20 protein-coding genes are annotated in these 25,687 nt (G+C 63.1%); 4 read left to right on the top strand and 16 right to left on the bottom strand.

The features are described 5' to 3' along the window. Positions 1-25 precede the first annotated feature (25 nt). From miaB to trpS, 10 genes are all read right to left on the bottom strand, one after another. A complete protein-coding gene (miaB, locus tag F2P47_RS00215) occupies positions 26-1,438 on the bottom strand; it encodes a tRNA (N6-isopentenyl adenosine(37)-C2)-methylthiotransferase MiaB (protein WP_152214151.1) in 1,413 nt (470 codons plus the stop codon). 55 nt (positions 1,439-1,493) lie between these two features. Further along, on the bottom strand, positions 1,494-2,357 hold the full coding sequence (gene olsA / locus F2P47_RS00210) for a lyso-ornithine lipid O-acyltransferase (RefSeq protein ID WP_204886447.1): 864 nt from the start codon (positions 2,355-2,357) through the stop codon (positions 1,494-1,496). A gap of 59 nt (positions 2,358-2,416) precedes the next feature. After that, on the bottom strand, positions 2,417-2,908 hold the full coding sequence (locus F2P47_RS00205) for a Fur family transcriptional regulator (protein ID WP_152214149.1): 492 nt from the start codon (positions 2,906-2,908) through the stop codon (positions 2,417-2,419). 129 nt (positions 2,909-3,037) lie between these two features. Then, entirely contained in the window at positions 3,038-3,514 is a 477-nt protein-coding gene (rimI, locus tag F2P47_RS00200; RefSeq protein WP_152214148.1) for a ribosomal protein S18-alanine N-acetyltransferase, read from the bottom strand. After that, a complete protein-coding gene (tsaB, locus tag F2P47_RS00195; RefSeq protein ID WP_185680872.1) occupies positions 3,511-4,239 on the bottom strand; it encodes a tRNA (adenosine(37)-N6)-threonylcarbamoyltransferase complex dimerization subunit type 1 TsaB in 729 nt (242 codons plus the stop codon). Before tsaB ends, rimI begins: the two co-directional genes overlap by 4 nt. Further along, positions 4,220-4,813 carry a malonic semialdehyde reductase gene (locus tag F2P47_RS00190; protein ID WP_152214146.1) on the bottom strand — a complete coding sequence of 198 codons (594 nt, stop codon included), beginning with the start codon at positions 4,811-4,813 and terminating at the stop codon, positions 4,220-4,222. The genes tsaB and F2P47_RS00190 overlap by 20 nt, the downstream gene beginning before the upstream one ends. Before the next feature lie 113 nt (positions 4,814-4,926). After that, positions 4,927-5,484, bottom strand: a complete 558-nt coding sequence (locus F2P47_RS00185; protein ID WP_152214145.1) for a NifU family protein — start codon at positions 5,482-5,484, stop codon at positions 4,927-4,929. A gap of 118 nt (positions 5,485-5,602) precedes the next feature. Then, positions 5,603-6,079, bottom strand: coding sequence for a universal stress protein (locus F2P47_RS00180; protein ID WP_246176654.1), 477 nt, complete (start codon positions 6,077-6,079; stop codon positions 5,603-5,605). A gap of 44 nt (positions 6,080-6,123) precedes the next feature. Beyond that, a complete protein-coding gene (locus F2P47_RS00175; RefSeq protein WP_152214143.1) occupies positions 6,124-7,206 on the bottom strand; it encodes a DUF2333 family protein in 1,083 nt (360 codons plus the stop codon). A gap of 97 nt (positions 7,207-7,303) precedes the next feature. Beyond that, the gene (trpS, locus tag F2P47_RS00170; RefSeq protein ID WP_152214142.1) at positions 7,304-8,323 is read right to left on the bottom strand and encodes a tryptophan--tRNA ligase; all 1,020 of its coding nucleotides are present in this window, start codon (positions 8,321-8,323) and stop codon (positions 7,304-7,306) included. A gap of 205 nt (positions 8,324-8,528) precedes the next feature. Between trpS and F2P47_RS00165 the strand changes: the two genes are divergently transcribed. After that, positions 8,529-9,998: a catalase gene (locus F2P47_RS00165; protein WP_152214141.1), complete on the top strand. Its 1,470-nt coding sequence runs from the start codon at positions 8,529-8,531 to the stop codon at positions 9,996-9,998. 101 nt (positions 9,999-10,099) lie between these two features. Here the strand turns inward: F2P47_RS00165 and murJ are convergent, their stop codons facing one another. Together murJ and F2P47_RS00155 are read right to left on the bottom strand one after the other, a co-directional pair. Then, entirely contained in the window at positions 10,100-11,641 is a 1,542-nt protein-coding gene (gene murJ, locus F2P47_RS00160; protein WP_152214140.1) for a murein biosynthesis integral membrane protein MurJ, read from the bottom strand. A gap of 19 nt (positions 11,642-11,660) precedes the next feature. Beyond that, positions 11,661-14,456: a [protein-PII] uridylyltransferase gene (locus F2P47_RS00155; protein WP_152214139.1), complete on the bottom strand. Its 2,796-nt coding sequence runs from the start codon at positions 14,454-14,456 to the stop codon at positions 11,661-11,663. A gap of 301 nt (positions 14,457-14,757) precedes the next feature. On the opposite strand from F2P47_RS00155, the gene F2P47_RS00150 reads away from it, so the two are divergent. Next, on the top strand, positions 14,758-15,054 hold the full coding sequence (locus F2P47_RS00150) for a hypothetical protein (protein ID WP_152214138.1): 297 nt from the start codon (positions 14,758-14,760) through the stop codon (positions 15,052-15,054). Here the strand turns inward: F2P47_RS00150 and mutS are convergent. After that, positions 15,051-17,804, bottom strand: a complete 2,754-nt coding sequence (gene mutS, locus F2P47_RS00145; RefSeq protein ID WP_152214450.1) for a DNA mismatch repair protein MutS — start codon at positions 17,802-17,804, stop codon at positions 15,051-15,053. The two genes, F2P47_RS00150 and mutS, sit on opposite strands and share 4 nt — an antisense overlap. A 206-nt stretch (positions 17,805-18,010) precedes the next feature. Between mutS and F2P47_RS00140 the strand changes: the two genes are divergently transcribed. Next, on the top strand, positions 18,011-20,281 hold the full coding sequence (locus F2P47_RS00140) for an NADP-dependent malic enzyme (RefSeq protein ID WP_152214137.1): 2,271 nt from the start codon (positions 18,011-18,013) through the stop codon (positions 20,279-20,281). A gap of 106 nt (positions 20,282-20,387) precedes the next feature. Next, positions 20,388-20,837 (top strand): DUF4399 domain-containing protein, encoded by a 450-nt coding sequence (locus F2P47_RS00135; RefSeq protein ID WP_422561980.1) that lies wholly within the window; start codon positions 20,388-20,390, stop codon positions 20,835-20,837. Positions 20,838-20,866: 29 nt separating this feature from the next. On the opposite strand, the gene olsB is transcribed toward F2P47_RS00135, so the two are convergent. The 3 genes from olsB to F2P47_RS00120 form a co-directional block, all read right to left on the bottom strand. Beyond that, the gene (gene olsB, locus F2P47_RS00130) at positions 20,867-21,868 is read right to left on the bottom strand and encodes a l-ornithine N(alpha)-acyltransferase (protein ID WP_185680871.1); all 1,002 of its coding nucleotides are present in this window, start codon (positions 21,866-21,868) and stop codon (positions 20,867-20,869) included. Between the two features lie 140 nt (positions 21,869-22,008). Next, positions 22,009-23,445, bottom strand: a complete 1,437-nt coding sequence (locus F2P47_RS00125) for an AmpG family muropeptide MFS transporter (RefSeq protein WP_152214134.1) — start codon at positions 23,443-23,445, stop codon at positions 22,009-22,011. A gap of 49 nt (positions 23,446-23,494) precedes the next feature. Continuing rightward, on the bottom strand, positions 23,495-25,657 hold the full coding sequence (locus F2P47_RS00120; protein WP_185680870.1) for a PAS domain-containing hybrid sensor histidine kinase/response regulator: 2,163 nt from the start codon (positions 25,655-25,657) through the stop codon (positions 23,495-23,497). Between the last annotated feature and the right edge of the window lie 30 nt (positions 25,658-25,687).

The raw sequence follows: 25,687 nt of genomic DNA, 5'->3' as shown, positions 1-25,687 counted from the left end.
ATACCGGCATCCGGCTCGTCACTCATCAGGCAATCACCTTCTCGCTTTCCGCGAGTCGTCCACGAAGACTATTCGCAAAACCCTGCTCGATGATGACAGGCGCGATACGCCCTAGAAGATCGTCAGGGCCTGCATCGATATGAACGGGCTGAAGATAGGGGCTGCGGCCCAGAAGCTGGCCGGGCGCGCGGCCACGGCGATCAAAGAGGACCGGCATGACCTTCCCCGCGCAGGAGGCGTTGAAGGCTTCCGATTGCTCCGAGAGAAGCGCCTGCAGACGATGAAGCCGCTCGGTCTTCACCTCTTCCGCGATCTGCTCGCCGCGCGTCGAGGCGGGCGTGCCGGGACGGGGGCTGTATTTGAAGGAATAGGCCTGCACGAACTTCACTTCGCGAATGAGATCGAGCGTCGCCTCGAAATCCGCTTCCGTCTCGCCGGGGAAGCCGACGATGAAATCCGACGACAGCGCGATGTCGGGACGCGCGGCGCGGATGCGGGCGATTATCTCGATATAGGTCTCCGCCGTGTGCTGACGGTTCATCAGGTCGAGGATGCGGTCCGAACCCGACTGCACCGGAAGATGCAGATAGGGCATCAGCTTTTCGACTTGCGCGTGGGCGGAAATCAATTCCTCGTCCATGTCTCTCGGATGGCTCGTCGTGTAGCGCAGACGTTCGATGCCGTCGATGTCGGCCAGCGCGCGCAGCAGCGCGCCAAGGGTCGCGGGACGGCCCTTCGCATTTTCGCCGTGATAGGCGTTGACGTTCTGACCGAGCAGCGTGATTTCGCGCACGCCCGCATCGGCAAGGCCGCGCGCTTCGTCGAGGATGCGCGACACGGGCCGTGAGAATTCGCTGCCGCGCGTATAAGGCACGACGCAGAAGGTGCAGAACTTGTCGCAACCTTCCTGAATGGTGAGGAAGGCCGTGGGGCCGCGGGCCAGCGTCTTGCGCCGGTCCGGCGCGGGGAGGCTTTCGAACTTGTCCTCGGTCGGAAATTCCGTCTCGACGATGGCGGGGCCGCCATTGCCGCTGCGTGCCACGAGGTCGGGAAGATGGTGATAATTCTGCGGGCCCACGATGATATCGACCACGGGCGCGCGGCGGCGCATTTCCTCGCCCTCGGCCTGGGCGACGCAACCCGCGACGCCGACGACGAGCTTCTCGCCCCGCGCGGCCTTTTCGGCCTTGAGCTCGCGCAGGCGGCCCAGTTCCGAATAGACCTTTTCGGCGGCTTTCTCGCGGATATGACAGGTATTCAGCACGACGATGTCGGCCTCCTCTGGCGAGGCGGCCTCGACATAACCTTCCGGCGCCATGACGTCGATCATGCGCTCGCTGTCATAGACATTCATCTGACAGCCATAGGTCTTTACGAAAATCTTCTTCTGCGGCACGTGGGAACTCAAAGCAGGGCCAATTCTGGCGGCAAGCGCCATTGCGTCATACTAGCAGGCAGAAGTGCCGTTCCGCATCCACCAATGCGAGGCGCGCTCAAAGCGCGGCAGCGAGGCGAGGCGGCAACTCGATCGTTCCGGCGTCAGGCGCCTCGGACTCTTCGTCAAAACGCCCGTTGATCGCGCGGATGACGCCACTGCGGCAGGCTTCCTCGCAATACATGGCCAGCGCCTTGCGGTTGCCGATTTCGCGGATCGTGACGGGCTTGTGATATTCGACCATCACGTCGATCGGCCCGAGCGAAAAGGCTTCCCAGAGATGGGGGAAGAGATCCATGTCGCCATACCAGGCGAAAAAGGGCCGGAACTGACGGCCCATGGGCAGGCCGTGAAGCTTCACATAGGCGACGGAAACAGGCTGAACCACCAGATCGTCCTCGCGATCTTCCTCGCCATTCACGATGGTGAGCTGGGCGACGCTCATCAGCGCGGATTTGAAATTCAGCACCCGGTTGCCGTCGCTCGACGTACCTTCCGGGAAGAGGATCAGCCGGTCGCCGCCGGCGATGCGGGCGTGGATTTCGTTGCGCGACTCCGCCGTGCGGGTGCGTCGCTCGCGCTCCACGAAGACCGTCTGCTGAAGGCGCGCCAGCGTGCCGAAAAAGGGCCAGCCCGCCACCTCGCTCTTGGCCACGAAGGACGAAGGCTGCAACGAAGCCATGATCGGAATGTCGAGCCAGGAGGTGTGGTTCGCCGCGATAAGACAGGCGCCACCCTGATAGGGCTCGCCGCGGGTCACAACCCGGATGCCGACGAGCTTGCAGAGGAAGCGGTGATAGAAATTGGGAAGGCGCTTGGCGAGCGGCCAGTTCATTTTGAGCGCAAGCGCCTGAACCGGCATCAGAACCATGGCCGACAAAATGAAACCGGCGAGGAGGAAACCCGCGCGCAAGCGACCCATGAGCGTCTCCCTTGTCCCGTCTTCCATTCCCTTATGCGCGAGGTCGAGGCCTCGTGCCTTCATTCTTTCTTGCGAGAGTCGGCGGCTTTCTTGTCCCTGCCGAGCGGAACACCATAAAGCTCGAGGCGATGATCGACGAGATCGAAGCCGAGTTCGCGCGCGATGATGTGCTGCAACCGCTCAATGTCGTCGCTGTGGAACTCGATCACCTTGCCAGTCGACAAATCGATCAGGTGATCGTGATGCTCGTCCGGCACCTGCTCGTAGCGCGAGCGGCCATCGCGGAAATCATGGCGCTCAAGAATGCCAGCCTCTTCGAAAAGGCGAACCGTGCGATAGACCGTCGCGATCGAGATCTTGTTATCGATCTTCGAGGCCCGGTGATAGACCTCCTCAACATCCGGATGGTCATGGGCGCTCGACAGAACGCGCGCAATGACGCGCCGCTGCTCTGTCATGCGCATGCCTTTTTCGACGCAAAGATTCTCGATGCGGTCAGCATCGTTCGCGTCGGTCTCTGTATGGCCGTTGGCGGAAGGGTTTGTCGTCATCGGTGTCATAATAGCTCTAGAGAGGCCTCATTGTCACGGACAAGCAGAACATCCGCTTCACCCTTCTTAACACACTAAGCACCTGAATTATAACCGTTTTGCGACGGCGCACCCACTTGGTCACAATGGTTATTGCGGCTGATCCGCGAGGTCGAGACGCATGGTCAGGGCCGCCACCGACGCGCTGCCACTGCGGCGGTAATAGCCGGGACGGCGGCCGACCGTCGTGAAGCCGAGATTCCGGTAAAGGGCGATCGCTGCAGGATTATCCTCGGCCACTTCGAGGAAAAGGACGCTCGCGCCGCCTGCGAGCGAAGCAGCGGCCGCTTCTTCCATGAGACGCCGGCCGAGGCCCCGGCGGCGATGGCTTTCGGCCACCGCAATGGTGAGAATTTCAGCCTCGCCGGCTGCGACGCGGGCCAGCACGAAGCCGGGAATATGCTCTCCGGCCTTCGCCATCAGGCCGAATGTGCCCGGCATGGCGATGATGTCCCTGATCGCCTCCGTGCCCCAGGGCTCATCGAATCCCGTCGCATGGACATGGGCGAGTTGAGGCGCGACGCCGCTCGTAACGGGTCGAATATCGATATGGTCAGGCCCGCTCATGCGGCGAAGGGGTCGATGCCGCCCGGCAGCTTCGCATCGGGCGCGCGCAAATAGAGGGGGGCAGGCGCAATGCGAAAGGCATCCACGCCCTCCGCGGCGAGGCGGGCGGCGGCGAGGCGACCGACCGAACGCGCATCGGGCTGGGCGGGCGCGTCCGAAAGGCGGGCCACGATGCCCTTCGCGGCGAGCGCGGCGGCAAGAAGACCGGCACCCGTGCCGGCGCAGACGAAAGCGTCGCCATGAACATGGGTCAGCGCCTCTTCGAGCGAGACGAGCATGGGCTCGCTCAGCGCCACATGGTTCGCATCGAAAGTCTGGAGATAGATCTCGCCGCGCTTGGCGTCGAATGCAGCAACGATCGCTTCGCCGGGCTCGGCTCTCACAGGCTCTGCCAGCGCTTCAAGCGTGGTCACGCCGACAAGCGGCAGCGAACGGGCAAGCGCCAGACCACGCGCGGCGGCAAGGCCGACGCGTAGCCCGGTGAAAGTGCCGGGGCCAATGGTGACGGCGAGCGCGTCGAGATCGGCGAAGCCCAGGCCTGCCTCCGCCATCACGGCCTCCAGCATCGGCATCAGATTTTCGGCGTGGCCACGCGTTCGCGGTTCGAAGCGATACGCGACGACGCCCTCCCGCCCAAGAATGGCGGCGGAAAGGGCGCCTTGCGCCGTATCGAATGCGAGAAGGGTCAGAACAGATGCTCCGTTGTCAGACGATCTGGCAGACATCGGCAAAGGGCAGGCGTGGACTGCGGCCGAAAAGCCCGTCCGGGTTGCCATAGCCGAGATTGCAGAGGAAATTGACCTTCACAGTGGTGCCGGCGAAGAAAGCCTCGTCGACCTTCTTCATGTCGAAGCCCGACATCGGACCGCAATCGAGGCCAAGGGCACGCGCGGCGAGAATGAAATAGCCGCCCTGCAGCGAGCCGTTGCGGAAGGCCGTCTGCTCGGCCCATTCCTTCGACCAGTTGAACCAGGTCTTGGCTTCCGGCGCATGCGGGAAAAGTTCGGGAAGGCGCTCATAGAACTCGACGTCATAGCCGATGATCGCAGTGACGGGCGCGGCCATGGTCTTTTCGAGATTGCCGGCCGACAGCGCGGGCTTCAGCTTTTCCTTCGCTTCTTTCGACTTCACGAAAACGATGCGAGCGGCTGAACAATTGGCGCTGGTGGGGCCCCACTTCATGAGATCGTAGAGCTTGTACAGGGTCTCGTCGGAGACCGGCTTGTCCTGCCAGGCATTATGCGTGCGCGCATGGCGGAACAGCGTGTCGAGCGCATCTTCGCTCAGGATACCACTCATGAAGCTGACTCCTCGGGAGGTACGAAAGGAATATTGAAGGGCGCACAGGATAGCGCCGCCTCGCGCGGGCGCTAGCCCCGGCGGTGAAACAATATGACGCGCCGATGAAACAATCAGATCGCGCGGACTTCCCTGACCTCAGGGACGTAATGCTTCAGCGTGTTCTCGACACCTTTTTTCAGCGTCAGGGTCGAGGAGGGGCAGCCCGAGCAAGCCCCCTGCATGGCAAGGAAGACAACGCCGTCCTCAAAGCCCTGGAAAGTGATGTCGCCGCCATCCTGCGCGACGGCAGGGCGGATGCGCGTGTCGAGAACTTCCTTGATCTCGCGCACGATCTCGGCGTCCTCGCCCTCATGCGCTGCATGAGCGTCGCCCGCCGCGAGATCACCGAACAGGATCGGCGCGCCGCCGGTGAAATGCTCCATGATGGCGCCGAGAAGGGCGGGCTTCAGATGCTGCCATTCGCCTTCGCTCTTCGTCACCGTGATGAAGTCCGAACCGAAAAAGACGCCCGAAACGCCGTCCACCGCGAAAAGCCGCATAGCCAGCGGCGAGCGACGGGCAGCTTCCTCATCCGGAAAATCGGCGGCGCGGCCCTCGCCCAGAACCTCGCGGCCGGGCAGAAACTTCAGGGTCGCCGGATTCGGCGTGGCTTCGGTCTGGATGAACATCTCGAAAAACCCTTTTAAAAACGCAGGCTTGCCGCGCTCTATCTGGCTCATAAATGGACCGTCGCGCCGCGGGAATCAAGCATGCCCGAGAAACCGCGACCCAAGGCCGCGAGAGAACTCACGCCAGCGCCCGGATCGCCTCTTCGGTGAGCGTGCCCGGCACGACAGTGACGGGGATCGGGAAACCCTTGCCACCAACCGTCGAAACGAGGGGGCCGGGGCCGTCCTTGCCGGTGCCTGCGGCGAGAACGAGGATCGCGACGTCCTTGTCCTGCGCGATGAACCGGTGCAGCTCGTCGGCCAGCAGCCCTTCGCGGATCACGAGTTCGGGCATGATCCCGGCATATTCGTTCACATGGGCGGCAAGCTTGTGGAGCGTGGCCTCCGCCTCGGCCCGCGCTTCCTCGCGCATGAGGTTCTGAACGCCGAGCCATTGCCCCGCGCTGTCGGCGGGCGGAATGACTGCAAGCAGCGTCACGACGCCATTCGTATGCTGGGCGCGCAGGCTCGCGAAGTGGATCGCCACCTCGGATTCCGGCGTCCCGTCGGCGACGACGAGGAATTTGCGGCGCTTCGCTGTGGCCCGTTCTGTCATGGGGCGCATGCTGCCACCGCCGGGAACCAGCGGCAAGACCGGGCCTATTTCAGTAGCACGTTGGTGATTTCGCGCAGCTGTGTGCGGGCACGCAGGAGGTAGAAGCCCTGTGCCGCAAGGTGGCTCGGTTCGAACTGGGCGTCGGGTGCGCCATTGACGACGACCCATGGCGAAAGCGCGGCGGCCTCGCGGAACGTGTCGAGCAACTGCGCCCAGTTCTTCTGCAAACCCTTCTCCTTGATGACCGGCGCGAAATCCTCGCCGAGGCCCTTGGTCAGCAGGTAATAGCCGTAAAGCTTGCCCTTGGTGTTGTAGAAGACGTCATCGGCATTGGTGTCGATGAAGTAGCTCGAATGCTCCCGCACTTCAGTATCGAGCACAGCCGACTGCGAGCCGAGATCGCTGGCGAAGCGATCGAGCGTCGCCATCAGATTGTCGGCACGACGCTCGAAGGTCGCGTCGCCCTTGGCAAGTCGCTTGTTGTAGCGAATAAGTGCCAGGCGCGCCGCGCGGTATTGGGATTCCGAGCTCGCCTTGATCGCGAGCGAAACGGTCGGATTCCAGATCCAGACGTCGCCGGGATACTGAAGAAGCCCCGCTGCCTTCTGCAGATCGGGATCCGCTTCGCTGCTCCCGCGAGAACGCCCGACCTGATCCGTCATCTCGAAGGAAAAGCGGGCCAACGCGCTGACGATGCCCATCTGATAGTTCGGCATGTTGTCGAGCAGCGCGCCGGGCTGGAAGAAGGGGTCGTTCGCCGTCCAGCTGTTCTCGTTGACCTCTCGGTCGATCAAGGCGGCCATCATGGCGACGGCCTGGCTGCCGCCTTCGCCGATCGCGTTGGCACCCGTAGGCTTGAAGTCCGGATCGTCGTCGATCCGGCTCACCATCAGCATGCCGATGGGATAGTAGAGAAGAACGACGACAACAAGAGCGACGAGCGCGCGCCAGACGATACCGCCCCAGCCCGGCTCATCGAGCTTCGAGAACAGCGCGCCGCCATTTCCAGCGCCCTCGGAAGAAGCGCCCTTGCGGTACATCCAGCGGTGACGCAGCCAGTCCGTCGCGCCATCAAACCTGTCCCTCCCCCAGTCGCGCATCCGCGCAACATTTTCACGAAAGGACATTTTCTCCGGCTCCTGTCGATTGTCGCCTTGACCAGATCGCTTCAACTAGATGGGAAGTAAGGCCTTCCGGTCAAGACGCCTGCGTTCCGCCTGGTCTTCAGATAAACCCAACGATCTCGCGGACGCGGCTGTAGATCGGCGCTGCGATGGCATTGGCGCGCTCGGCACCGCTTGCGAGCACCGCGTCAATATAGCTGCGATCCTGATCCAGCATGCGCTTCATTTCGCCGGTGATGGGCGAAAGTTTTTCGACCGCAAGCTCGGCAAGCGCCGGCTTGAAGACGCCGAACTGCCGGCCGCCGAACTTCGCAATCACTTCGGCCTTGGAAAGCCCCGACAGCGCCGCATAGATGCCGACAAGATTGTCCGCGCCGGCGCGGCCTTCGAGCCCTTCGACAGTTTCCGGCAGGGGCTCCGGATCGGTCTGCGCCTTGCGGATCTTCAGCGCGATGGCGTCTGCGTCATCCTTCAGCGTGATGCGCGAATAGTCCGACGGGTCCGACTTCGACATTTTCTTGGTGCCGTCGCGCAAGCTCATGACGCGCGTCGCCGGGCCCATGATGAGCGGCTCGGGGAGCGGGAAAAAATCGGTGCCGCCCGTCTCCGCGTAGTCGTTGTTGAACTTCTGCGCCACGTCGCGGGCAAGTTCCAGATGCTGCTTCTGGTCCTCGCCGACCGGCACATGGGTGGCGCGATAGGCGAGAATGTCGGCGGCCATCAGCACCGGATAGGAATAGAGGCCGACGGACGCCTTTTCGCGGTCCTTGCCCGCCTTGTCCTTGAACTGGGTCATCCGGTTCAGCCAGCCGATGCGGGCGACGCAATTCAGGATCCAGGCAAGCTCAGCATGGGCCGGAACCTTGGACTGGTTGAAGATGACATGCTTCTTCGGGTCGATACCGGCGGCGATATAGGCGGCAGCGACCTCGCGCGTGTTCGCCGCAAGTTCCTTCGGATCCTGCCAGACGGTGATCGCGTGCATGTCGACGACGCAGTAGAGGCATTCATGCGTGTCCTGGAGCCCGACGAAATTGCGGATCGCACCCAGATAATTGCCCAGATGCAGGTTGCCCGTGGGCTGCACGCCCGAGAAAACGCGGTTGGTCGGCTTTTCCATTCAAATCGTCCGTAACCCCGGCCCCGATGGCGGGCCGTTCCGCGAGGTTTATGCGGCGGAGGGCACCCGCTTGGCAATGGCGGCGGAGGCATTTCGGCAGGGGAACACGTAAATCGAAGCCCAGTATTTGAGAATTATTCTAAACTATCTTGACAGGCCAGTCCTCGATTTCTAAGTTGGAACTATTCTAACCTAGGAGGGCGCCATGAGCGACCAGAAAAAGAGCGATCCGACCGGCAAACCCGTCCGCCTGACGACCGCTGCCGGCATCCCCGTCCCCGACAACCAGAATGCGCTGACCGCCGGCCCACGCGGGCCGCTCCTCGTTCAGGATTGGCAGCTCTTCGAAAAGCACGCCCATTTCAATCGCGAGCGCATCCCCGAACGCGTGGTGCATGCCAAGGGCGCGGCCGCCTTCGGTGTCTTCCGCGTCAACAATGACATCACGAAATACACCAAGGCGAAGCTCTTCGAGCATAATGGCAAGGAGACGCCGGTGTTCCTGCGCATGTCCACCGTCGCGGGCGAACGCGGCGCTGCGGACGCCGAGCGCGACGTGCGCGGCTTCGCGGTGAAGTTCTATACGGAAGAGGGCAACTGGGACCTCGTCGGCAACAACACGCCTGTCTTCTTCGTGCGCGACCCCTACAAGTTCTCGGACTTTATCCACACGCAGAAGCGCGACCCGCGCACCAACATGCGCAACCCGACAGCGATGTGGGATTTCTGGTCGCTCTCGCCGGAAAGCCTCCATCAGGTCACGATCCTTTTCTCCGATCGCGGCATCCCCAAAACGCTGCGCCACATGCATGGCTTCGGCTCGCACACTTACAGCTTCATCAATGCGAAGAATGAGCGCCATTGGGTGAAGCTCCACTTCAAGTCGATGCAGGGCATCGAAAACCTGACCGATGCGGAATCGACGAAGCTCATCGGCGAGGATCGCGAGAGCCATCAGCGCGATCTTTACGAATCGATCGAGCGCGGCGACTTCCCCAGGTGGCGCGTCATGGTGCAGGTGATGACGGAAGAGCAGGCCGGAAAGACGCCCTACAATCCCTTCGACCTGACGAAAGTCTGGCCGCATAAGGATTTCCCGCTGATCGAGGCGGGCGTGCTGACGCTGAACAAGAACCCGGAGAACTATCACGCGGAGGTCGAGCAATCGACTTTCTCGCCGGCAACCGTCGTTCCCGGCATCGGCCACAGCCCGGACAAGATGCTTCAATTCCGCATCTTCTCCTATGCGGATGCCCATCGCCATCGCGTCGGCACCAATGCGGACGCGCTGCCGGTCAACCGTCCGCGCTGCCCGGTCCACACCTATCACCGCGACGGAGCGATGCGCTTCGACGGCAATGGCGGCGGGTCGGTGAACTACGAGCCGAACTCCTTCGGCGGTCCGAAGGAAGACCCGAGCGTGAAGGAGCCGCCGCTGAAGATCGAAGGCGATGCCGACCGCTACGACCACCGCGACGGCAACAACGACTACAGCCAGGCGGGCGATCTCTTCCGCCTGATGTCGGAGGGACAGAAGGCGGCGCTGATGGACTCGATCGCTGGCGCGATGAAGACCGTGCCGGAAGAGATCCAGCGCCGCCAGATCGGCCACTTCTCCAAGGCCGATCCGGCCTATGGCGCAGGCGTGGCGGCACGGCTCGGTCTGAAACCCTGAGATCGCGAGGCCGCTGGGCTAGTCTCCTTCCTCAGCGATCACCTTGCGAAATGCGGCCCCGGCGAGGGAAAAGCCGGGGCCGTTGCTATTTTGGCGATAGCTCAGCGCCTTCGCAGCAGGCGCATGACGTCCGAATAGCGCGCCGCACCGGTGAACTGGCAGAAGATCGCATAGGCGCCCATGCCGCCCGCAACGAGGCCCGTCAGCACCGAAACACTCCAGATGAAGCGCAGCCCGAACCAGGGCGCGAGGAAATGCGCGCCTACATAAAGCACTGCCCCCATGCCGACCGAAGCAAGGAGGGTAAGCGGCAAGCGCTTCATCAACTGCGCGTCGGGCACCAAATGACCATGCTTCCAGAGACGTAGTCCAAGCTGGCCCGTATTCACCCAGGCCGCGATCGACGTTCCCGCCGCGATGCCCGCATAGCCGAAGAACTGAAAGAGCGTAATGCTCGACGCGATGTTGACCGCAATGGAGACGGCGGCGAATTGCAGCGGCGTCTTCGTGTCCTCACGCGCATAGAAAGCCGGCGAGAAGACCTTGTTGAGCACGAAAGCGGGCAGGCCCACCGCATAGATCAGCAGCGCAAGCGAGGTCGCATGCGTATCGACCTCGTGGAAGCGCCCGCGCTCGAACAGCACCTTGATGATCTCATAGGGGATAATCGCCAGTGCCACGGCGGCCGGCACCGTCAGCAGCATCGAGAATTCGATGGCGCGGTTCTGGCTCCAATGCGCGCCGTCGCCATCGCCCGCACGCAAGCGCCGCGACAGATCGGGCAGCAGCACCACACCGATGGCAATGCCGATGACGCCGAGCGGGAACTGATAAATGCGGTCGGCATAATAGAGCCACGACACCGCGCCCTCCTGCCACGACGCCATGATCGTGCCGATGGTGAGATTGAGCTGGCCGATGCCACCCGAAATGAGCCCCGGCACGGCGAGAAGCAGCAGATGCTTCACCTCCGGCGTGAGCTTCGGCAAGCGCAGGCCCAGCGACATGTTCGCGCGGTGGCAGGAGATCGCCAGCCAAACGAACTGGATGATGCCGGCCGCCATGACGCCCCATGAAAGCGCGAGACCCGGATTGGTGGCAAGCGGCACGACGAACCAGAGCGCGACGATCATGGTGATGTTGAGCATCACCGGCGCGGCGGCGCCCGCGAAGAACTTGCCGAGCGAATTCAGGATCGCCGACTGGACGGCGGTCAGCGAAATGAAGAGCAGATAGGGGAAGTTCACCCTCGTGAACTGCACGGCCCATTCATGCTTCTGCGGATCGTCGCCGAATCCCGGCGCAAAAAGCCACATCAGCCAGGGCATGAAAATCTCGACGAGGATCGTGAAGACGAGAAGCCCCGTCAGCAACACCGAGGTCGCATCCTCGGCAAAGCGCCGCGCGGACGCCTCGCCTTCGCCCTCGAGCTTCTTGGCGAAGAGCGGCACGAAGGCCGAGTTGAAGGCGCCCTCCGCGAAGATGGCGCGGAACATGTTTGGAAAACGGAAGGCGACGAAAAAGGCGTCTGCAATCGGACCCGTGCCGAGAGCCGATGCCACCATCATGTCGCGCAGGAAGCCGAGAACACGACTTAGAAAAGTCGTGCCGCCGACGGTCGCGGCTGAACGCAGGAGATTCATCGGATGAACAGCCCGCCGTTCATTCCGCCGCCGCCGTTTCCTCGCGGCGGCGCGGCTTCGCGGGCCGCGCCTTTGCCATGGGATCAGCCAGCGCCTCGAGCAGATGGCGCTCGACGGCCTTCCTCTTGTTGGCGTTGGTGACCTTATGGCCGATCACGTCCTTCACATAGAACACGTCGACGGCTCGTTCGCCATAGGTCGCGACATGGGCGGAACCGATGGTAAGGCCCAGATGGAACAGCGCCTTGGTGAGCGCGTGGAGCAGGCCCGGCCTGTCGAGACCGTTCACCTCGATGACGGTAAAGGCATCCGAGGCTTCATTGTCGATGAAGACCTGCGGCGCGACGCTGAAGGCGTCCGTGCGGTTTTCGCCCTTGAAGCGTTGCTCGATCGCGTCGGGCGGCAGTACCTCGCCCGAGAGCACCTTGCGCATCGTTTCTTCGAGGCGCTTCACGCGGCGCTCTTCGCCGATCGCGCCGCCATGCTGATCCTGCACCCAGAGCGTGTCGAGGGCCATGCCGTCGCGTGTGGTGAAAATCTTCGCGTCGACGATGTTCATGCCGAGAATGGCGCAGGCGCCGGCGAAGCGCGAAAAGAGGCCCGGATGGTCCTGCGCGTAAAGCGTAATCTCGGTAACGTCGCGCGTTGGTTCCGACTGCGCGGCGATGGTGAGCGCGTCCTTCGCGCCCGAAATCAATCGCGCCTGACGCTCCAGCACATTGGTGTCGAAGGACAGCCAGTAGGCTTCGGTGTGTCGCGCGAGATAGGCGCCCCAGTCTTCCGCTGGCCAGTCCGACAGGCGTTCGCGCAGCGCGTCCTTCGCCGCCGCGATACGGTTCGCGCGATTGAGCAACGCGTCTCCGCCCTGAAGAACGGCGAGCGTCTCGTAATAAAGCTCGCGCAGCAACTGCCCCTTCCAGCCGTTCCAGACGCCTGGACCCACCGCCTTGATGTCGACCACGGTAAGGATGAAGAGCATCTTCAGCCGTTCGGGGCTCTGCACGAGGCTTGCGAAGTCGCGGATTGTGCGCAGATCGGAGATATCGCGCTTCTGAGCCACGTCACTCATCACGAGATGATTCTTGACGAGCCAGGCGACCGACTCCGTTTCGCCCTCGCTCATGCCGAGGCGCGGGCAGAGCTGTTTTGCAATGCGCTCGCCGGCATCCGAATGGTCTTCGTCGCGGCCCTTGGCGATGTCGTGCAGAAAGACGGACATGTACATCGCGGCACGGCTCTGCACCTTCTGAATCAATTCATTCGCAAGCGGATGATCGTCTTCCTCCTGCCGCTTCTCCACCTCGGAAAGAATGCCGATGGCGCGCAGAAGGTGCTCGTCCGCCGTGTAGTGGTGATACATGTTGAACTGCATCAGCGCGACGATCCGCCCGAAATCCGGAATGAAGCGGCCGAGCACGCCCGCCTCGTTCATCATCCGCAACGTATGTTCCGGGTCTTTTTCCGAAGTCAGGATTTCGAGGAAGAGGCGGTTCGCTTCCGGATTGGCGCGCAGATCCGCACCGATATATTTGAGCGAGCGCGTGACGAGCTTCAACGCATCGGGGTGAAGCTCGAGCGTATGCGCATCCGCAAGATGGAAGATGCGGATGATGTTGACCGGATCCTGCTCGATCATCTTGTCGCTCTGGAACGCAAGGCGCCCGCCCTCGAGCTTGAAGCCCTTCATCATCTTCTTCTTGCGCCGCAGCACCTGCATGAAGCGTCCAATGCCGGGCTTCTTCTTCTTTTCCTGTTCCTCAAGCGCAGCGCAGAAAATGCGCGTCAGATCGCCCACTTCCTTCGCGACGAGAAAGTAGTGCTTCATGAAGCGCTCGACGGCTTTCAATCCGCCATGCCCCTGATAGCCGAGACGGTCCGCCATTTCGGTCTGAAGATCGAAGGTGATGCGCTCCTCGGCACGACCGGTGAGGAAGTGCAGCTCGCAGCGCACCGCCCAGAGAAAATCCTCAGCCTTGCGAAAGGTCGCATATTCCGAGCGGGTGAAGACGCCGACACCGACGAGATCGGAGGGCTGCTTCACGCGGTAGATATATTTGCCGATCCAGAAGAGCGTGTTGAGGTCACGAAGCCCGCCCTTGCCTTCCTTGACATTGGGCTCGACGAGATAGCGGCTCTCGCCCGCACGGGCATGACGACCGTCCCGCTCGGCGAGCTTCGCATCGACGAACTCATTGCCCGTGCCCTTCACCACCTCGGCGTCGAAGCGCTTTTCGAATTCGTCGAAGAGGGCCTGATCGCCATGGAGATAGCGCGATTCAAGGAGCGCGGTGCGGATGGTGAAATCCTCGCGGGCGAGCCGGACGCAATCGGCGACCGAGCGCGTGGAATGGCCGACCTTCAGGCCCAGATCCCAGAGGACATAGAGCATGTATTCGACGACGCTCTCGCCCCAGGGAGTCTGCTTGTAGGGTCGCAGAAACAGAAGGTCGATGTCGGAACCGGGTGCCAACGTTCCCCGGCCATAGCCGCCAACCGCCGCGATGCAGATCTTTTCCGCCTGGCTCGGATTGGCAACCTGAAAGACGCGCGTGACCGTCACATCATGCAGCGCGCGGATGATCGTGTCCTGAAGGTAGCAAAGGCTCTCGGCGCAGACCCGGCCCCGATGGGCGCCCTGTTCCAGCCTTTCGCGCGCCTTGGCCCTGCCGGCGGCGAGCGTCTGCTTCAAAACGGAAACAAGCCCGCGCTTCAGCGCGACTTCGTCGCCCCCATTGCGGACGGCGACCTCATCAAGCTCTGCGGCCAGACGGGCGGGGTCGACGATTTCGAGAAGGCTCGGCAACATGCGGGCCATGAAAGGGCCACTCCTTGGGAGCCGGAAACCCGGCGGGTCAATGCATCATATAGCAAGGCTGCGCATCAAATATGGTGTTGATCGCAACGGAGCGCACCGGTTTTTTGCAGGTGCGCCGCGTCCGTCATCGCCATGAATGCATCGCCAGCTCCGATTTCGCACCGGGGCATTCCGCTTTTAAAGCATGACGGGACCCTGAACGCAGCATTGCCGAGGTTTAAGGCAATGCTCTCTGTTTCGTCGCCGCCTCCGGCCCTATCTTCTATCCGTTGGGGGGCAACATTGCAGAAAGGAGAAGACCATGAACCGCCTTCTGTTTTCGGCCGCATTCGTTGCCCTTCTGGCAAGCTCGGCCGCTCCCGCTTTCGCCGCAACCGACAACGGTCTGTCGTCGAGTGATGCCCGGGAGCTATGCAGCAAGCTCGACGCGCAATACCAGTTCCTGACGCCCTTCAAGGAGGGCCTGCCCTACTGGAAGGCGGCAAGTACCGAGGCGCAGAAGGGCGAGACAGCCTGCAAGAACGGCAAGGCGATCGACGGCGCCCACGACATGCAGGCCGCGATCTCCGACCTCTACGTCAAGCCGGATACGCTCTAGACTCCGGCTGAAGGCATCAACGCCTTCAGCCTGTAAAGAAGATCGAGCGCCTCGCGCGGTGTCAGCTCGTCAGGGCTGACACCGTTCAGAGCTTCCTCGACTGCGCTTTTCTGTGGCGCCGGCGGCGCCGACCTCGCCACCGCGGAAAAAAGCGGCAGATCGTCGATCAGCACATGGGCGCGGTCGCTCGAACCATCCTTTTCGAGCGCGGTCAGCACCTCGCGGGCGCGATGGATGACGGCGGCAGGGAGTCCTGCGAGCTTTGCCACCTGAATGCCGTAAGAGCGATCGGCGGCGCCGGGCCCCACCTCATGCAGGAAGACGACGTCGCCTTCCCATTCCTTGACCTTCATCGTCGCATTGGCGAGATGCGGCAGCTTTTCGGCAAGCGCCGTCAGCTCGTGATAATGCGTGGCGAAGAGGGCGCGCGAGCGGTTCACCTCATGCAGATGTTCGACCGCCGCCCAGGCGATGGACAAGCCGTCAAAGGTCGCCGTGCCTCGTCCGATCTCGTCGAGGATGACGAGCGCGCGGGGGCCCGCCTGGTTGAGGATCGCCGCCGTCTCGACCATTTCGACCATGAAGGTCGAGCGGCCCCGTGCAAGATCGTCCGCCGCGCCGACGCGTGAGAACAGACGGTCCACCGTGCCGATATGCGCGTCCTCGGCAGGCACGAAGCTTCCCATCTGGGCGAGAATGGCGATCAGCGCATTCTGCCGGAGAAAGGTCGATTTACCGGCCATGTTCGGGCCGGTGAGCAGCCAGAGGCGATGAGCTTCCTCGCCTTCACCGGTCAGATCGCAATCATTGGGCACGAAGGGTGCCGCGCTCGTCTCGCGCTCCAGCGCGGCTTCGACCACCGGGTGACGCCCGCCCCTGATGCGGAAGGCGAGGCTGTCATCAACACGGGGACGCGCGTAGCGCCGCTCAACCGCAAGTTCGGCGAGCGCCACCGTCGCGTCGAGAGCACCCAGCGCGGAAGCCGCTCGCGAAATCACATCCGCCTTTTCCAGCGTTGCCGCGACGAGTTCGTCGAAAAGACCGAGCTCGATTTCGAGAACGCGGCCTGCGGCTTCGGCGATGCGGCTCGCGAGATCGGCTAGCTCGCCCGTGGTGAAGCGGACGGCGTTCGCCAAGGTCTGGCGATGAATGTAGTTCTGCGAAAGCGGCGCCGCCATCATGCGCTCGGCATGTTTCGGGCCGACTTCGATGTAATAGCCCAGCACATTGTTGTGCCGAACCTTCAGGACGGAAACGCCCGTCTCATCGGCATATTTCGACTGGAGCCCCGCAATGAGGCGGCGGCTTTCATCGCGCAGCATCCGCAACTCGTCGAGCGGCGCGGAAGCGCCCGCAGCGATGAACCCGCCGTCGCGCGCGATGAGCGGCAGGTCCTGCGCGAGCATGGCGGCGAGGCGATCGCGCAGCGCCGCCGCAACGCTTCTGAGCGCATCCGCTGTGTCGGTGATTTCCCGCGGCAGCGGCATGAGAGAGGGTGGTGCCTGGTCGATGAGCCGCGCCAGCTCATGTGCCGCTCCGAGCCCGTCGCGGATCGCGGCAAGATCGCGCGGACCCCCGCGACCGAGCGAAAGGCGCGTCAATGCGCGGGCCATGTCGGGCGCAGCGCGAAGTTCCGCGCGAAGCCGCCCACGCAGGTCGCGCGCCTCGCCAAAACATTCAACCGCGTCGAGCCGCTCATTGATCGCATGGGGATCGGTAAGGGGTGCGGCGAGCCGCGCGCCGAGTTCGCGCGCGCCCGCGCCCGTCACCGTGCGGTCGATGGTCGAAAAGAGAGAGCCTCTGGTCTCGCCCTTCAACGTCTTCATGAGTTCGAGATTGGCCCGCGTCGCCGCGTCGATGGCCATGGCCGAGCCCGTCGCGACGCGGCGCGGCGTCTGCAGGGCGGGCATGCGGCCCACCTGCGTGAGTTCGACATAATCGAGCAGGGCGCCCATAGCCGCGATTTCGGGCCGCGTGAAACTGCCAAAGCCGTCCAACGCGCCGACACCGAGACGGGATTTCAGGCGTCGTTCGCCCGCGCCCGAGTCGAAGCGGGCGCCCGGAAGCGCCGTCACCGAGCCCACATGCTGGGCGATGAGTCCTGAGAGCATCTCGTCGCGGAAGAAGCTGTCGGCAACCAGAAGCTCGCCCGGATCGAGACGGGCAAGCTCCGCCCCCAGCGTCGCTTCCGAAACATTCGTTACCTCGAATTCGCCGGTCGAGACATCGGCCCAGGCAAGGCCGAAGCCCTGATCGGCGCCCGTGCGGGCGAGGGCGGCGAGATAATTATGGGCACGGGCATCGAGCAGCGTGTCCTCGGTGAGGGTGCCCGGCGTCACCAGCCGGACGACTTCGCGGCGAACGACCGACTTCGAACCGCGCTTCTTCGCCTCCGCCGGATCCTCGGTCTGCTCGCAGACGGCGACCTTGAAGCCCGCACGGATCAGCCGTTCGAGATAGCTCTCATGGGAATGAACGGGGACTCCGCACATGCGGATATCTTCGCCCAGATGCTTGCCGCGCCTGGTCAGCGCGATGTCGAGCGCCTCGGCAGCCTTCACGGCGTCGTCGAAGAACATCTCGTAGAAATCACCCATGCGGTAGAAGAGCAGCGCGTCCGGATAGGCGTGTTTGATCTCCAGATATTGCGCCATCATGGGCGTGGCATCCGCCGGAATGGCGGGGGCTGCCCCGGATTCCGCGGCGTATTCCCCGACTTCGGCGGCATCGCCGTCGAGCGGGCTGGGCATTGAGTTGGGTGCAGGTTCGGACATGGGGCGGAGCCTAACAGATCGGCCTCTCCCGAAAAGAGGGAGCCAAAAAAGAGCGCCCTTAAATTGGTTCTTCGGCTTAAATCAACCAACTTCGCTTGTTATTGGACCTTCAGGGGCCTAAAAAGCGGGCCTGCCAGCCCCCCTGTGGACAACTTGTCGCCCGCGCCCGGATCGAAGCCATCATGAGCAAAAAACGCAGCCAGTTTACCGACGAGGAAGCGCTCCTCTTCCACTCCCAGGGAAAGCCCGGGAAGATCGAGATCAACGCGACGAAGCCGATGGCGACGCAGCGGGACCTCTCGCTCGCCTATTCGCCCGGCGTCGCGGTACCGGTTCGCGCCATCGCGGAAAACCCGGACGCGGCCTATGACTACACAGCCAAGGGCAATCTGGTCGCGGTCATCTCGAACGGCACGGCGATCCTCGGCCTCGGCGACCTCGGCGCGCTGGCTTCGAAGCCGGTCATGGAAGGCAAGGCCGTTCTCTTCAAGCGCTTCGCCGATGTCGACTCGATCGATCTTGAAATCGACGTCAAGGCGAAGGACCCGGACACTTTCATCAACGCGGTGCGTTATCTCGGGCCCTCCTTCGGCGGCATCAACCTCGAAGACATTTCGGCGCCCGACTGCTTCATTATCGAAAGCCGGTTGCGCGAACTCATGAACATCCCGGTGTTCCATGACGATCAGCACGGCACGGCGATCATCACGGCGGCCGGCCTCATCAATGCGCTCTATCTCACGGGCCGCGACATCAAAGACGCCAGGATGGTCGTCAATGGCGCGGGTTCGGCGGGCATCGCCTGCCTTGAGCTGGTCAAGGCGATGGGCCTGCCGCATGAGAACGCGATCCTCTGCGACACCAAAGGCGTCATCTATCAGGGCCGCACCGAGGGCATGAACCAGTGGAAGTCGGCCCATGCCGTCGCCACCAAGCTGCGCACGCTCGAAGAAGCGATGGAAGGCGCCGACATCGTGCTCGGCCTGTCGGCCAAGGGCGCCTTCACGCCCGCCATGATCAAGTCGATGGCGCCGAAGCCCATCATCTTCGCCTGCGCCAATCCCGATCCCGAGATCACGCCGGAAGAGGTGGCCACCGTCCGCGACGACGCCATCGTCGCCACGGGCCGCTCCGACTACCCCAACCAGGTCAATAACGTCCTCGGCTTCCCCTATATCTTCCGCGGTGCGCTCGACGTGCGCGCAACCTCGATCAACGAGGATATGAAGATCGCCTGCGCCCGCGCGATCGCCAAGCTTGCCCGCGAGGATGTGCCTGACGAAGTCGCCGCCGCCTATCATGGCGAGCGTCCGCGTTTCGGCCGCAACTACATCATCCCGGTGCCCTTCGATCCACGCCTCATCCGCGAAATCCCGCCGGCAGTCGCCAAGGCGGCGATGGATTCCGGCGTTGCGCGTCATCCGATCGTCGATATGGATGCCTACAAGAACCAGCTTTCGGCGCGTCTCTCGCCGACGGCCGGCATGCTCCAGGTCATCACCGACAAGGTGCGCCGCGACCCGAAGCGCGTCGTCTTCGCCGAGGGCGAGGAAGAGCGCGTGATCCGCGCCGCCATCACCTTCCGCGATACCGGCCTCGGTCATCCGATCCTGATCGGCCGCGAGGAGCTGGTGCGCGAGACGCTGCGCAATATCGGCCTCGATCCCAATACCGATCTCGATATCCGCAATGCGCGGCTCTCGGACAGCAACCCGGCCTATACGGACTTCCTCTACAAGCGGCTGCAGAGACGGGGCTATCTGCTTCGCGACTGCGCGCGCCTCGTGAACAACGACCGCAACATCTTCTCCGCGATCATGGTCGAGTTGGGAGATGCGGACGCGATGGTGACGGGCGTGACCCGCAACTACGCCGTCGCACTCGAGGACGTGCTGCGCGTCATCGACCCGGTGGAAGGCCGCCGCGCCATCGGCGTGACGCTTGCCGTCGCGAAGGGCCAGACCGTGCTCGTCGCCGACACCAACGTGCATGAAATGCCGACGGCGGAAGAACTCGCCGACATTGCGGAGCAGTCGGCGGATGTAGCCCGCCGCCTCGGCTACGAACCGCGCGTCGCCATGCTCGCCTATTCAACCTTCGGCAATCCGATGGCCGAACGCTCGGAACGCATCCGCGAGGCGATCCAGATCCTCGACCGCCGCGGCGTCGACTTCGAGTATGACGGTGAAATGGCGCCCGATGTCGCGCTGAACCGCGAAGCCATGGCGCTCTATCCCTTCTGCCGCCTTTCGGATACGGCGAACGTCCTCGTCATGCCGGCGATCCATGCCGCGTCGATCTCGACCAAGCTGTTGAAGTCGCTCGGTCAGGCAACGCTGATCGGCCCGCTCCTCGTCGGGTTGAAGCGTTCGGTGCAGATCGCTCCGATCGGCGCCAACGTGTCGGAGCTCGTCAATATTGCGGCGCTCGCGGCCTATAATCTCGGCCGCTGAGCAGACGCCGACGCGGAGCTTTCCGCCCCGGCGACAGGCCTTGCTTCTCCCTCATTTGCGAATGACTATCAGCCGTCTGCAAATGAGGGAGCCCATCATGTCTTCGATCCGAACAGCAACACTCGCTGCCGCACTCATGCTGGCTGGCGTAAGCGCCGCGCCTGCCTGGGCGGAAGAAGCCGCTGCGCCGACGGCCCAATGGCCCGCCGAGGCCAAAGCCTACATCATCTCGCCGAAAAACGGCGCCAAGGTGAAGAGCCCCGTCACCGTGGTGTTTGGATTGAAAGGTCTCGGCGTCGCGCCCGCCGGCGTGGACAAGGCCAAGACCGGCCATCACCACCTGCTGATCGATGCCGACCTGCCGAAGGGCGAAGAACTCAACGATCCGCTGCCGAAGGATGAGCATCACATGCATTTCGGCGGCGGCCAGACGGAAGCCACGATCGAACTCGCGCCGGGCAAGCACACGCTGCAGCTGGTCATGGGCGATGCGAACCACGTTCCGCATAATCCGCCGGTCACATCCGAGAAGATCACGATCACGGTTGTGAAGTAACTTGGCGTGAATTGGCGGTCGAGGCGGGATCAGGCCGGCTTGCTCGAACCGAACTTGGTGAGATAGCGCTCGGCAATCTGCGTCACGGGGAAAAGGATCAGCACATCGGTGGTGCCGAATTGCTGATCCACCACCGCGCCGTCGCCGATATAGCAGCCTGCGCGGAGATAACCCTTGATCATGGGCGGCAGCATGCGCCACGCCTCGCGCTGGTCGATATCTTCCTTCGCCATGAGATTCATCTCGACATAGCGATCGGGCAGCGCGCGCACATGCCACTCCGACGGCGTCAGATGGTAGTGATAGAGATATGAGAGCGGCAGTTTGAGCTTCGCCGGGTCCGTGCCCTCGAAACTCGCGCAGCCGAACATCACATCGAGATTATGCAGCGCCACATATTGCGCGATGCCGTGCCAGAGAAGCTCCACGGTGGGCTTGTTGCGATAGGGCGCCAGCACGCAGGAGCGGCCGAGCTCAAGGAAGCGAAGATCCTTGTTCACCCGGGCGAGCAGCGGCGCGATGTCGTATTCGCTGGCCGTGTAGAAACCGCCATGGCGCTCCGCCACATCCTGACGCAGCAAACGGTAGCAGCCGACCACCGCATCGAGCGGCAGATCGTCGCCTTCCGCGCCCTTGGCCAGCGCATGATCGAAAACGAGAAGGTGGTCGCAGAATTCGTCGAAGCGGTCGACGTCGCGCTTGCTCGCGCGCGTCTGCGCATCGGCCTGGGCCGACATTTCCTCATAGAAGACGCGGTAGCGCAGCGACTGCGCCGCGTCGATCTCGCGCGGTGTGCGCGCAAGACGCACCTCAAACGTACCCTTGCGCGCAAAGCTCAAGGGGCTCGCCGCCGCTTTTGCGCGGGCCTGAGCCTCGGGCAATTGGGTGACGGTCGCATCCGAATGCGGCAACGTCATATGTTCGAACCCCGTTATCGCTCGTGCCCCGGCGCTTCCGCGCGTGGCAACACCCGGCAGCCCGGCCCTGAGCCGATCTGCCTCAACCTTGGCCATCAACGTGTGGCTGGCCATTTTAGCCATCCTTTCATTATCACGCCCGGAAGCCAAGAAAAGGGCGAGGGGTTTGTCACTTTGTGACGTCATATTGCGTCACGAGTATGACAGTCATAAGCCCTTGAAAGGCATTGTTTATTTGAAACGTTAAAAAGCAGTCACGATGCCGCTGCCGTCGATTCGACTTGCCCCGGCGTCCCGGTTTCGCGCCGAAGCAGGTAGAAGATCAGCAGAATGGCCGGGAGGCCGAGGAGCCCCGTGGTGACAAAGAAGGGTACATAGCCCGCCGTCTTGGCCGTCAATGTCGGAGCATAGCCGATCAGGACGTCCCGCAGGGTGCCTTGCGCGCCGTACCAGTCGACCATGATGCCGGACATGCCGCCGAGGAGCTTGCCCGGCAATGCATAGGCCGAGCTGAACAAGGCGTACTGCGTCGCCGTGAATTCGTGATTGGTCAGGCTCGACATATAGGCGATGAGGCTGGTGGCCGCGAAGCCGCCCGAGAAATTCTCCGCGCCGATGGCGATGGTGAGCGCCGAGACGTCGCCGCCTCGAGTCGCAAGCCAGGCAAAGAGGAAATTGGTGAGCGAGACAGCGCTGGCCCCGATCAGCAGCGAGCGCAGTATGCCGAGCCGCGCAATGGAGACGCCGCCGACAATGGCGCCCGCAATCGTCATCCAGACGCCGAAAACCTTCACCACGGTCGCGATGGTGGCGAGCGAAAAGCCGAGATCGATATAAAGCGGGTTCGCCATGACGCCCATGACGAAGTCCGGCAGGCGATAGAGTCCGATCAACGCCAGAATGACAAGCGCCTGCCAGCCGCGATGGCCGAAGAAGTCGACGAAGGGTGCAACGGCCGCACGATAGATCCATGTGACGGCGTCCTTCAGCGGCCCGTGGAGCGCGAAACGGCCCGCAAAGGCCTTCACCGCCGCTTCGCCAAGGACGGCAAGCTGCGCGTCGGCCAGACGGGGTGCTGCGAGCGCCGCGCCGATGCCGATGCACATCAACGCCGCCATGGCGAGATAGGCGGCATGCCATGAAACGAATTGCGCGAGATAGAGCGCGCCTGCACCCGACGCGATGATGGCGAGGCGATAGCCGAGCTGATAGGCGGCAGCCATCGCACCCTGTTTTTCGTCCGACGCCGCCTCGATGCGCCATGCGTCGACCGAAATGTCCTGCGTCGCGGAAGCGAAGGCGAGCATGACCGCAAAAAGCGCGATGGGCGTCAGCGCCACATGGGGATCGCAGAACGAGATGCCGACCAGAGCGAGCGCGACAAGCGCTTGCGCCACGATCATCCAGGCGCGGCGTTTGCCAAGGCGCGATGCGAGCCAGGGAAGGCGGATCTGGTCGATCAGCGGTGCCCACAGAAACTTGATCGTATAGGCAAGGCCCACATAGCTCATCAGGCCGATTTCGGTGCGGCTGACGCCCGCCTCGCGCAACCACGCCGACATGGTGCCGAAGACCAGCATGAAGGGAAGGCCGGAAGAAAAACCGAGTAGCAGCATGATGAGGACACGCCGCTCGCCATAAATCGAAATCGCGCTGGCGAACCGCGCCGCGAAGCTTCGCTTTTCCGTCATCTCCGCCACGACCTTGCCCTTGAAACCGACTCCAGGATGGGCCCGGAGTTTAGGCGAGATTTGTTCTTTCGCCAGTCGTGTCTTGCGGGACATAGCCCAGCGCACTGCGGCGCGACGACCAGAAGGCGAGCGAGCGGGCCAGCGCGTCGGGCATGATGGGCTTGGAGAGGTAATCGTCCATGCCGGCAGCAAGGCAGGTCTGGCGGTCCTCGGCCATGGCGTTGGCCGTCAGCGCGATGATCGGCAGGTTGGAGCGTTCATCGGCCAGCGCCCGAATGCGGCGCGTCGCCTCAAAACCATCCATGCCCGGCATGTGGAGATCCATCAGCACCAGATCAAACGCGTCGCGCCTTTCGAGGCTGGCCAGCGCCTCCTCGCCGTTGCGCGCGAGGATGACGCTATGGCCGTCGCGTTCAAGAAGTGTGCGGGCAAGCAGCGCGTTGATGTCGTTATCCTCGACGACAAGGATGTTCAGCGGGCGGCGGAACGGCGCGACGATTTCGGCAACACGCTCGTCGATATCGGGTTCTGCATCGGCGCTTCCCACATACCTTTCGGATTTCGCCAGCACTTCAAGCCTTGTCAGCAGCGAGGAGGCGCGGACGGGGCGCACCAGGTAGGCGTCGAACATGCTCGGAAAAACGGAAAGCGCGTCATCCTGCGCGATCAGGCCGGGCAGGCGATCGCGATCCTGCGGTCGCAGCATCACGATGGCACCGAGATCGGGGGCCAACCCCCGCGCGCGCGCCACGAGTTCCGCGCCGGGGCCTTCGGCCGTATCGATAGGGCAAATCAGAATATCGGCGGGCTGGGCCTTCAATGCGTCGAGAAGTTCGCCAGCATTTCGCACGAGGCGAACATCGGCGCCTGCAGCGCGCGCCATGCGGGCGAGCGAAGACCCGAGAATGGGGTGGTCATCGAAAATGACGATACTGACGCCGGAGAGCGGATCGCGGCTCTGCGCGGCAGACTCGACAACACGGAGGGCGATGCTCACACGGAAGAGCGAACCCGCACCCGGACGGCTCTCGACCTCGATCGTACCGTCCATGGCGGTCACGAGATGACGGCTGATGGCGAGGCCAAGCCCCGTGCCTTCATAGCGCCGTGCATGGCCCTGATCGCCCTGCTGGAATTCCTCGAAGATGAGTTCGAGGACACTTTCATCCATGCCGATGCCGGTATCTTCGACCTCGATGACGATCTGTGCCTTCTCTTCCGCGCCGGGACCGGATTCGAGGCGAGCGCGGAGAAGGACGCCGCCCCTTTCCGTGAACTTGATCGCATTGCCGACAAGATTGATCAGGACCTGCCGGATGCGCGTCTCGTCGCCCATCAGGCGCGTCGGAATCTGCGGCTCGGCCTCGGAGATGATTTCGAGCCCCTTTTCAAAGGCGCGCGGACTCAGAAGTTCGCAGACGCCTTCCAGCGTCGCCCGAAGGTCGAACGGCGCTTCTTCGAGATGAACCTTCCCAGCCTCGATCTTCGAATAGTCGAGAATATCGTTGATGATCGAGAGCAGCGCCTCGCCAGAACGCTTCACCGCCTCGGCATAGGAACGCTGGGCGGGCGTGAGCTTGGTATCGAGAAGCAGGTTCGTCATGCCGAGCACGCCGTTCATGGGTGTACGGATCTCGTGGCTCATGGCGGCGAGAAACTGGCTCTTGGCCCGGTTCGCGGCCTGCGCCTCGTCCAGCGCTTCGGCCAGTCGTTCCTCCACCGCCTTGCGCTCGGTGATGTCACGGCCCACCGTCTGGATCTCGCGGAGCTTGCCCTCGTCGTCGCGGAGCGCGAATTCCTCCCACACGAACCAGCGGGGGCCATGCACGGTGACGACACGCTGGTCGAACTGGATGCGATAGGGCGGCAAGTGCAGCCCGGCGAAGGAGGCAAGGCGCGGCCTCTCGCCTTCGGGCAATTCGGGCGCGAAGGCGGCGCCCAGCACATCGGCTGGTGTCTTGCCGAAGGTCTGGCAGAAAACTTCGTTCGCATAGGTGATGCGGCCAAGAAGATCGCGGCGCAGCACGACATCGCCCTGCGTGCGGACGAGATCGCGAAAGCGCTCCTCGCGTTCGGCAAGGTGCCAGTTCTCGTCGCGGAGCGTCTCGACGACCGTATGAACGCGATCGGTTTCCCGCGCCAGGACGCGGGCGCGCGCCGCCGCGCGCCGCCAGGCCTCGAGACCGAGCAGGAGGACCGCGGCGAACCCCAAAAGGACCGCAAACGCTTGATGATCGAAGAC

Source organism: Parvibaculum sedimenti (assembly GCF_009184905.1).
Lineage (GTDB): Bacteria > Pseudomonadota > Alphaproteobacteria > Parvibaculales > Parvibaculaceae > Parvibaculum > Parvibaculum sedimenti.
The sequence above is the reverse complement of the archived record's forward strand: the minus strand, read 5'-3'. Positions and strand labels throughout refer to the sequence as shown.

Bases quoted from the DNA above. Each gene is read 5' to 3' on its own strand.
- F2P47_RS00150 (WP_152214138.1), top strand. From the start codon at position 14,758: ATGAACCGCCTTCTGTTTTCGGCCGCATTCGTTGCCCTTCTGGCAAGC.
- F2P47_RS00125 (WP_152214134.1), bottom strand. From the start codon at position 23,445: ATGACGGAAAAGCGAAGCTTCGCGGCGCGGTTCGCCAGCGCGATTTCG.
- trpS (WP_152214142.1), bottom strand. From the start codon at position 8,323: ATGGAAAAGCCGACCAACCGCGTTTTCTCGGGCGTGCAGCCCACGGGC.
- olsA (WP_204886447.1), bottom strand. From the start codon at position 2,357: ATGGGTCGCTTGCGCGCGGGTTTCCTCCTCGCCGGTTTCATTTTGTCG.
- rimI (WP_152214148.1), bottom strand. From the start codon at position 3,514: ATGAGCGGGCCTGACCATATCGATATTCGACCCGTTACGAGCGGCGTC.
- tsaB (WP_185680872.1), bottom strand. From the start codon at position 4,239: ATGTCTGCCAGATCGTCTGACAACGGAGCATCTGTTCTGACCCTTCTC.
- F2P47_RS00140 (WP_152214137.1), top strand. From the start codon at position 18,011: ATGAGCAAAAAACGCAGCCAGTTTACCGACGAGGAAGCGCTCCTCTTC.
- F2P47_RS00185 (WP_152214145.1), bottom strand. From the start codon at position 5,484: ATGTTCATCCAGACCGAAGCCACGCCGAATCCGGCGACCCTGAAGTTT.
- F2P47_RS00155 (WP_152214139.1), bottom strand. From the start codon at position 14,456: ATGGCCCGCATGTTGCCGAGCCTTCTCGAAATCGTCGACCCCGCCCGT.
- F2P47_RS00205 (WP_152214149.1), bottom strand. From the start codon at position 2,908: ATGACGACAAACCCTTCCGCCAACGGCCATACAGAGACCGACGCGAAC.
- F2P47_RS00180 (WP_246176654.1), bottom strand. From the start codon at position 6,079: ATGACAGAACGGGCCACAGCGAAGCGCCGCAAATTCCTCGTCGTCGCC.
- mutS (WP_152214450.1), bottom strand. From the start codon at position 17,804: ATGCCCAGCCCGCTCGACGGCGATGCCGCCGAAGTCGGGGAATACGCC.
- miaB (WP_152214151.1), bottom strand. From the start codon at position 1,438: ATGGCGCTTGCCGCCAGAATTGGCCCTGCTTTGAGTTCCCACGTGCCG.
- olsB (WP_185680871.1), bottom strand. From the start codon at position 21,868: ATGGCCAGCCACACGTTGATGGCCAAGGTTGAGGCAGATCGGCTCAGG.
- F2P47_RS00175 (WP_152214143.1), bottom strand. From the start codon at position 7,206: ATGTCCTTTCGTGAAAATGTTGCGCGGATGCGCGACTGGGGGAGGGAC.
- murJ (WP_152214140.1), bottom strand. From the start codon at position 11,641: ATGAATCTCCTGCGTTCAGCCGCGACCGTCGGCGGCACGACTTTTCTA.
- F2P47_RS00165 (WP_152214141.1), top strand. From the start codon at position 8,529: ATGAGCGACCAGAAAAAGAGCGATCCGACCGGCAAACCCGTCCGCCTG.
- F2P47_RS00190 (WP_152214146.1), bottom strand. From the start codon at position 4,813: ATGAGTGGTATCCTGAGCGAAGATGCGCTCGACACGCTGTTCCGCCAT.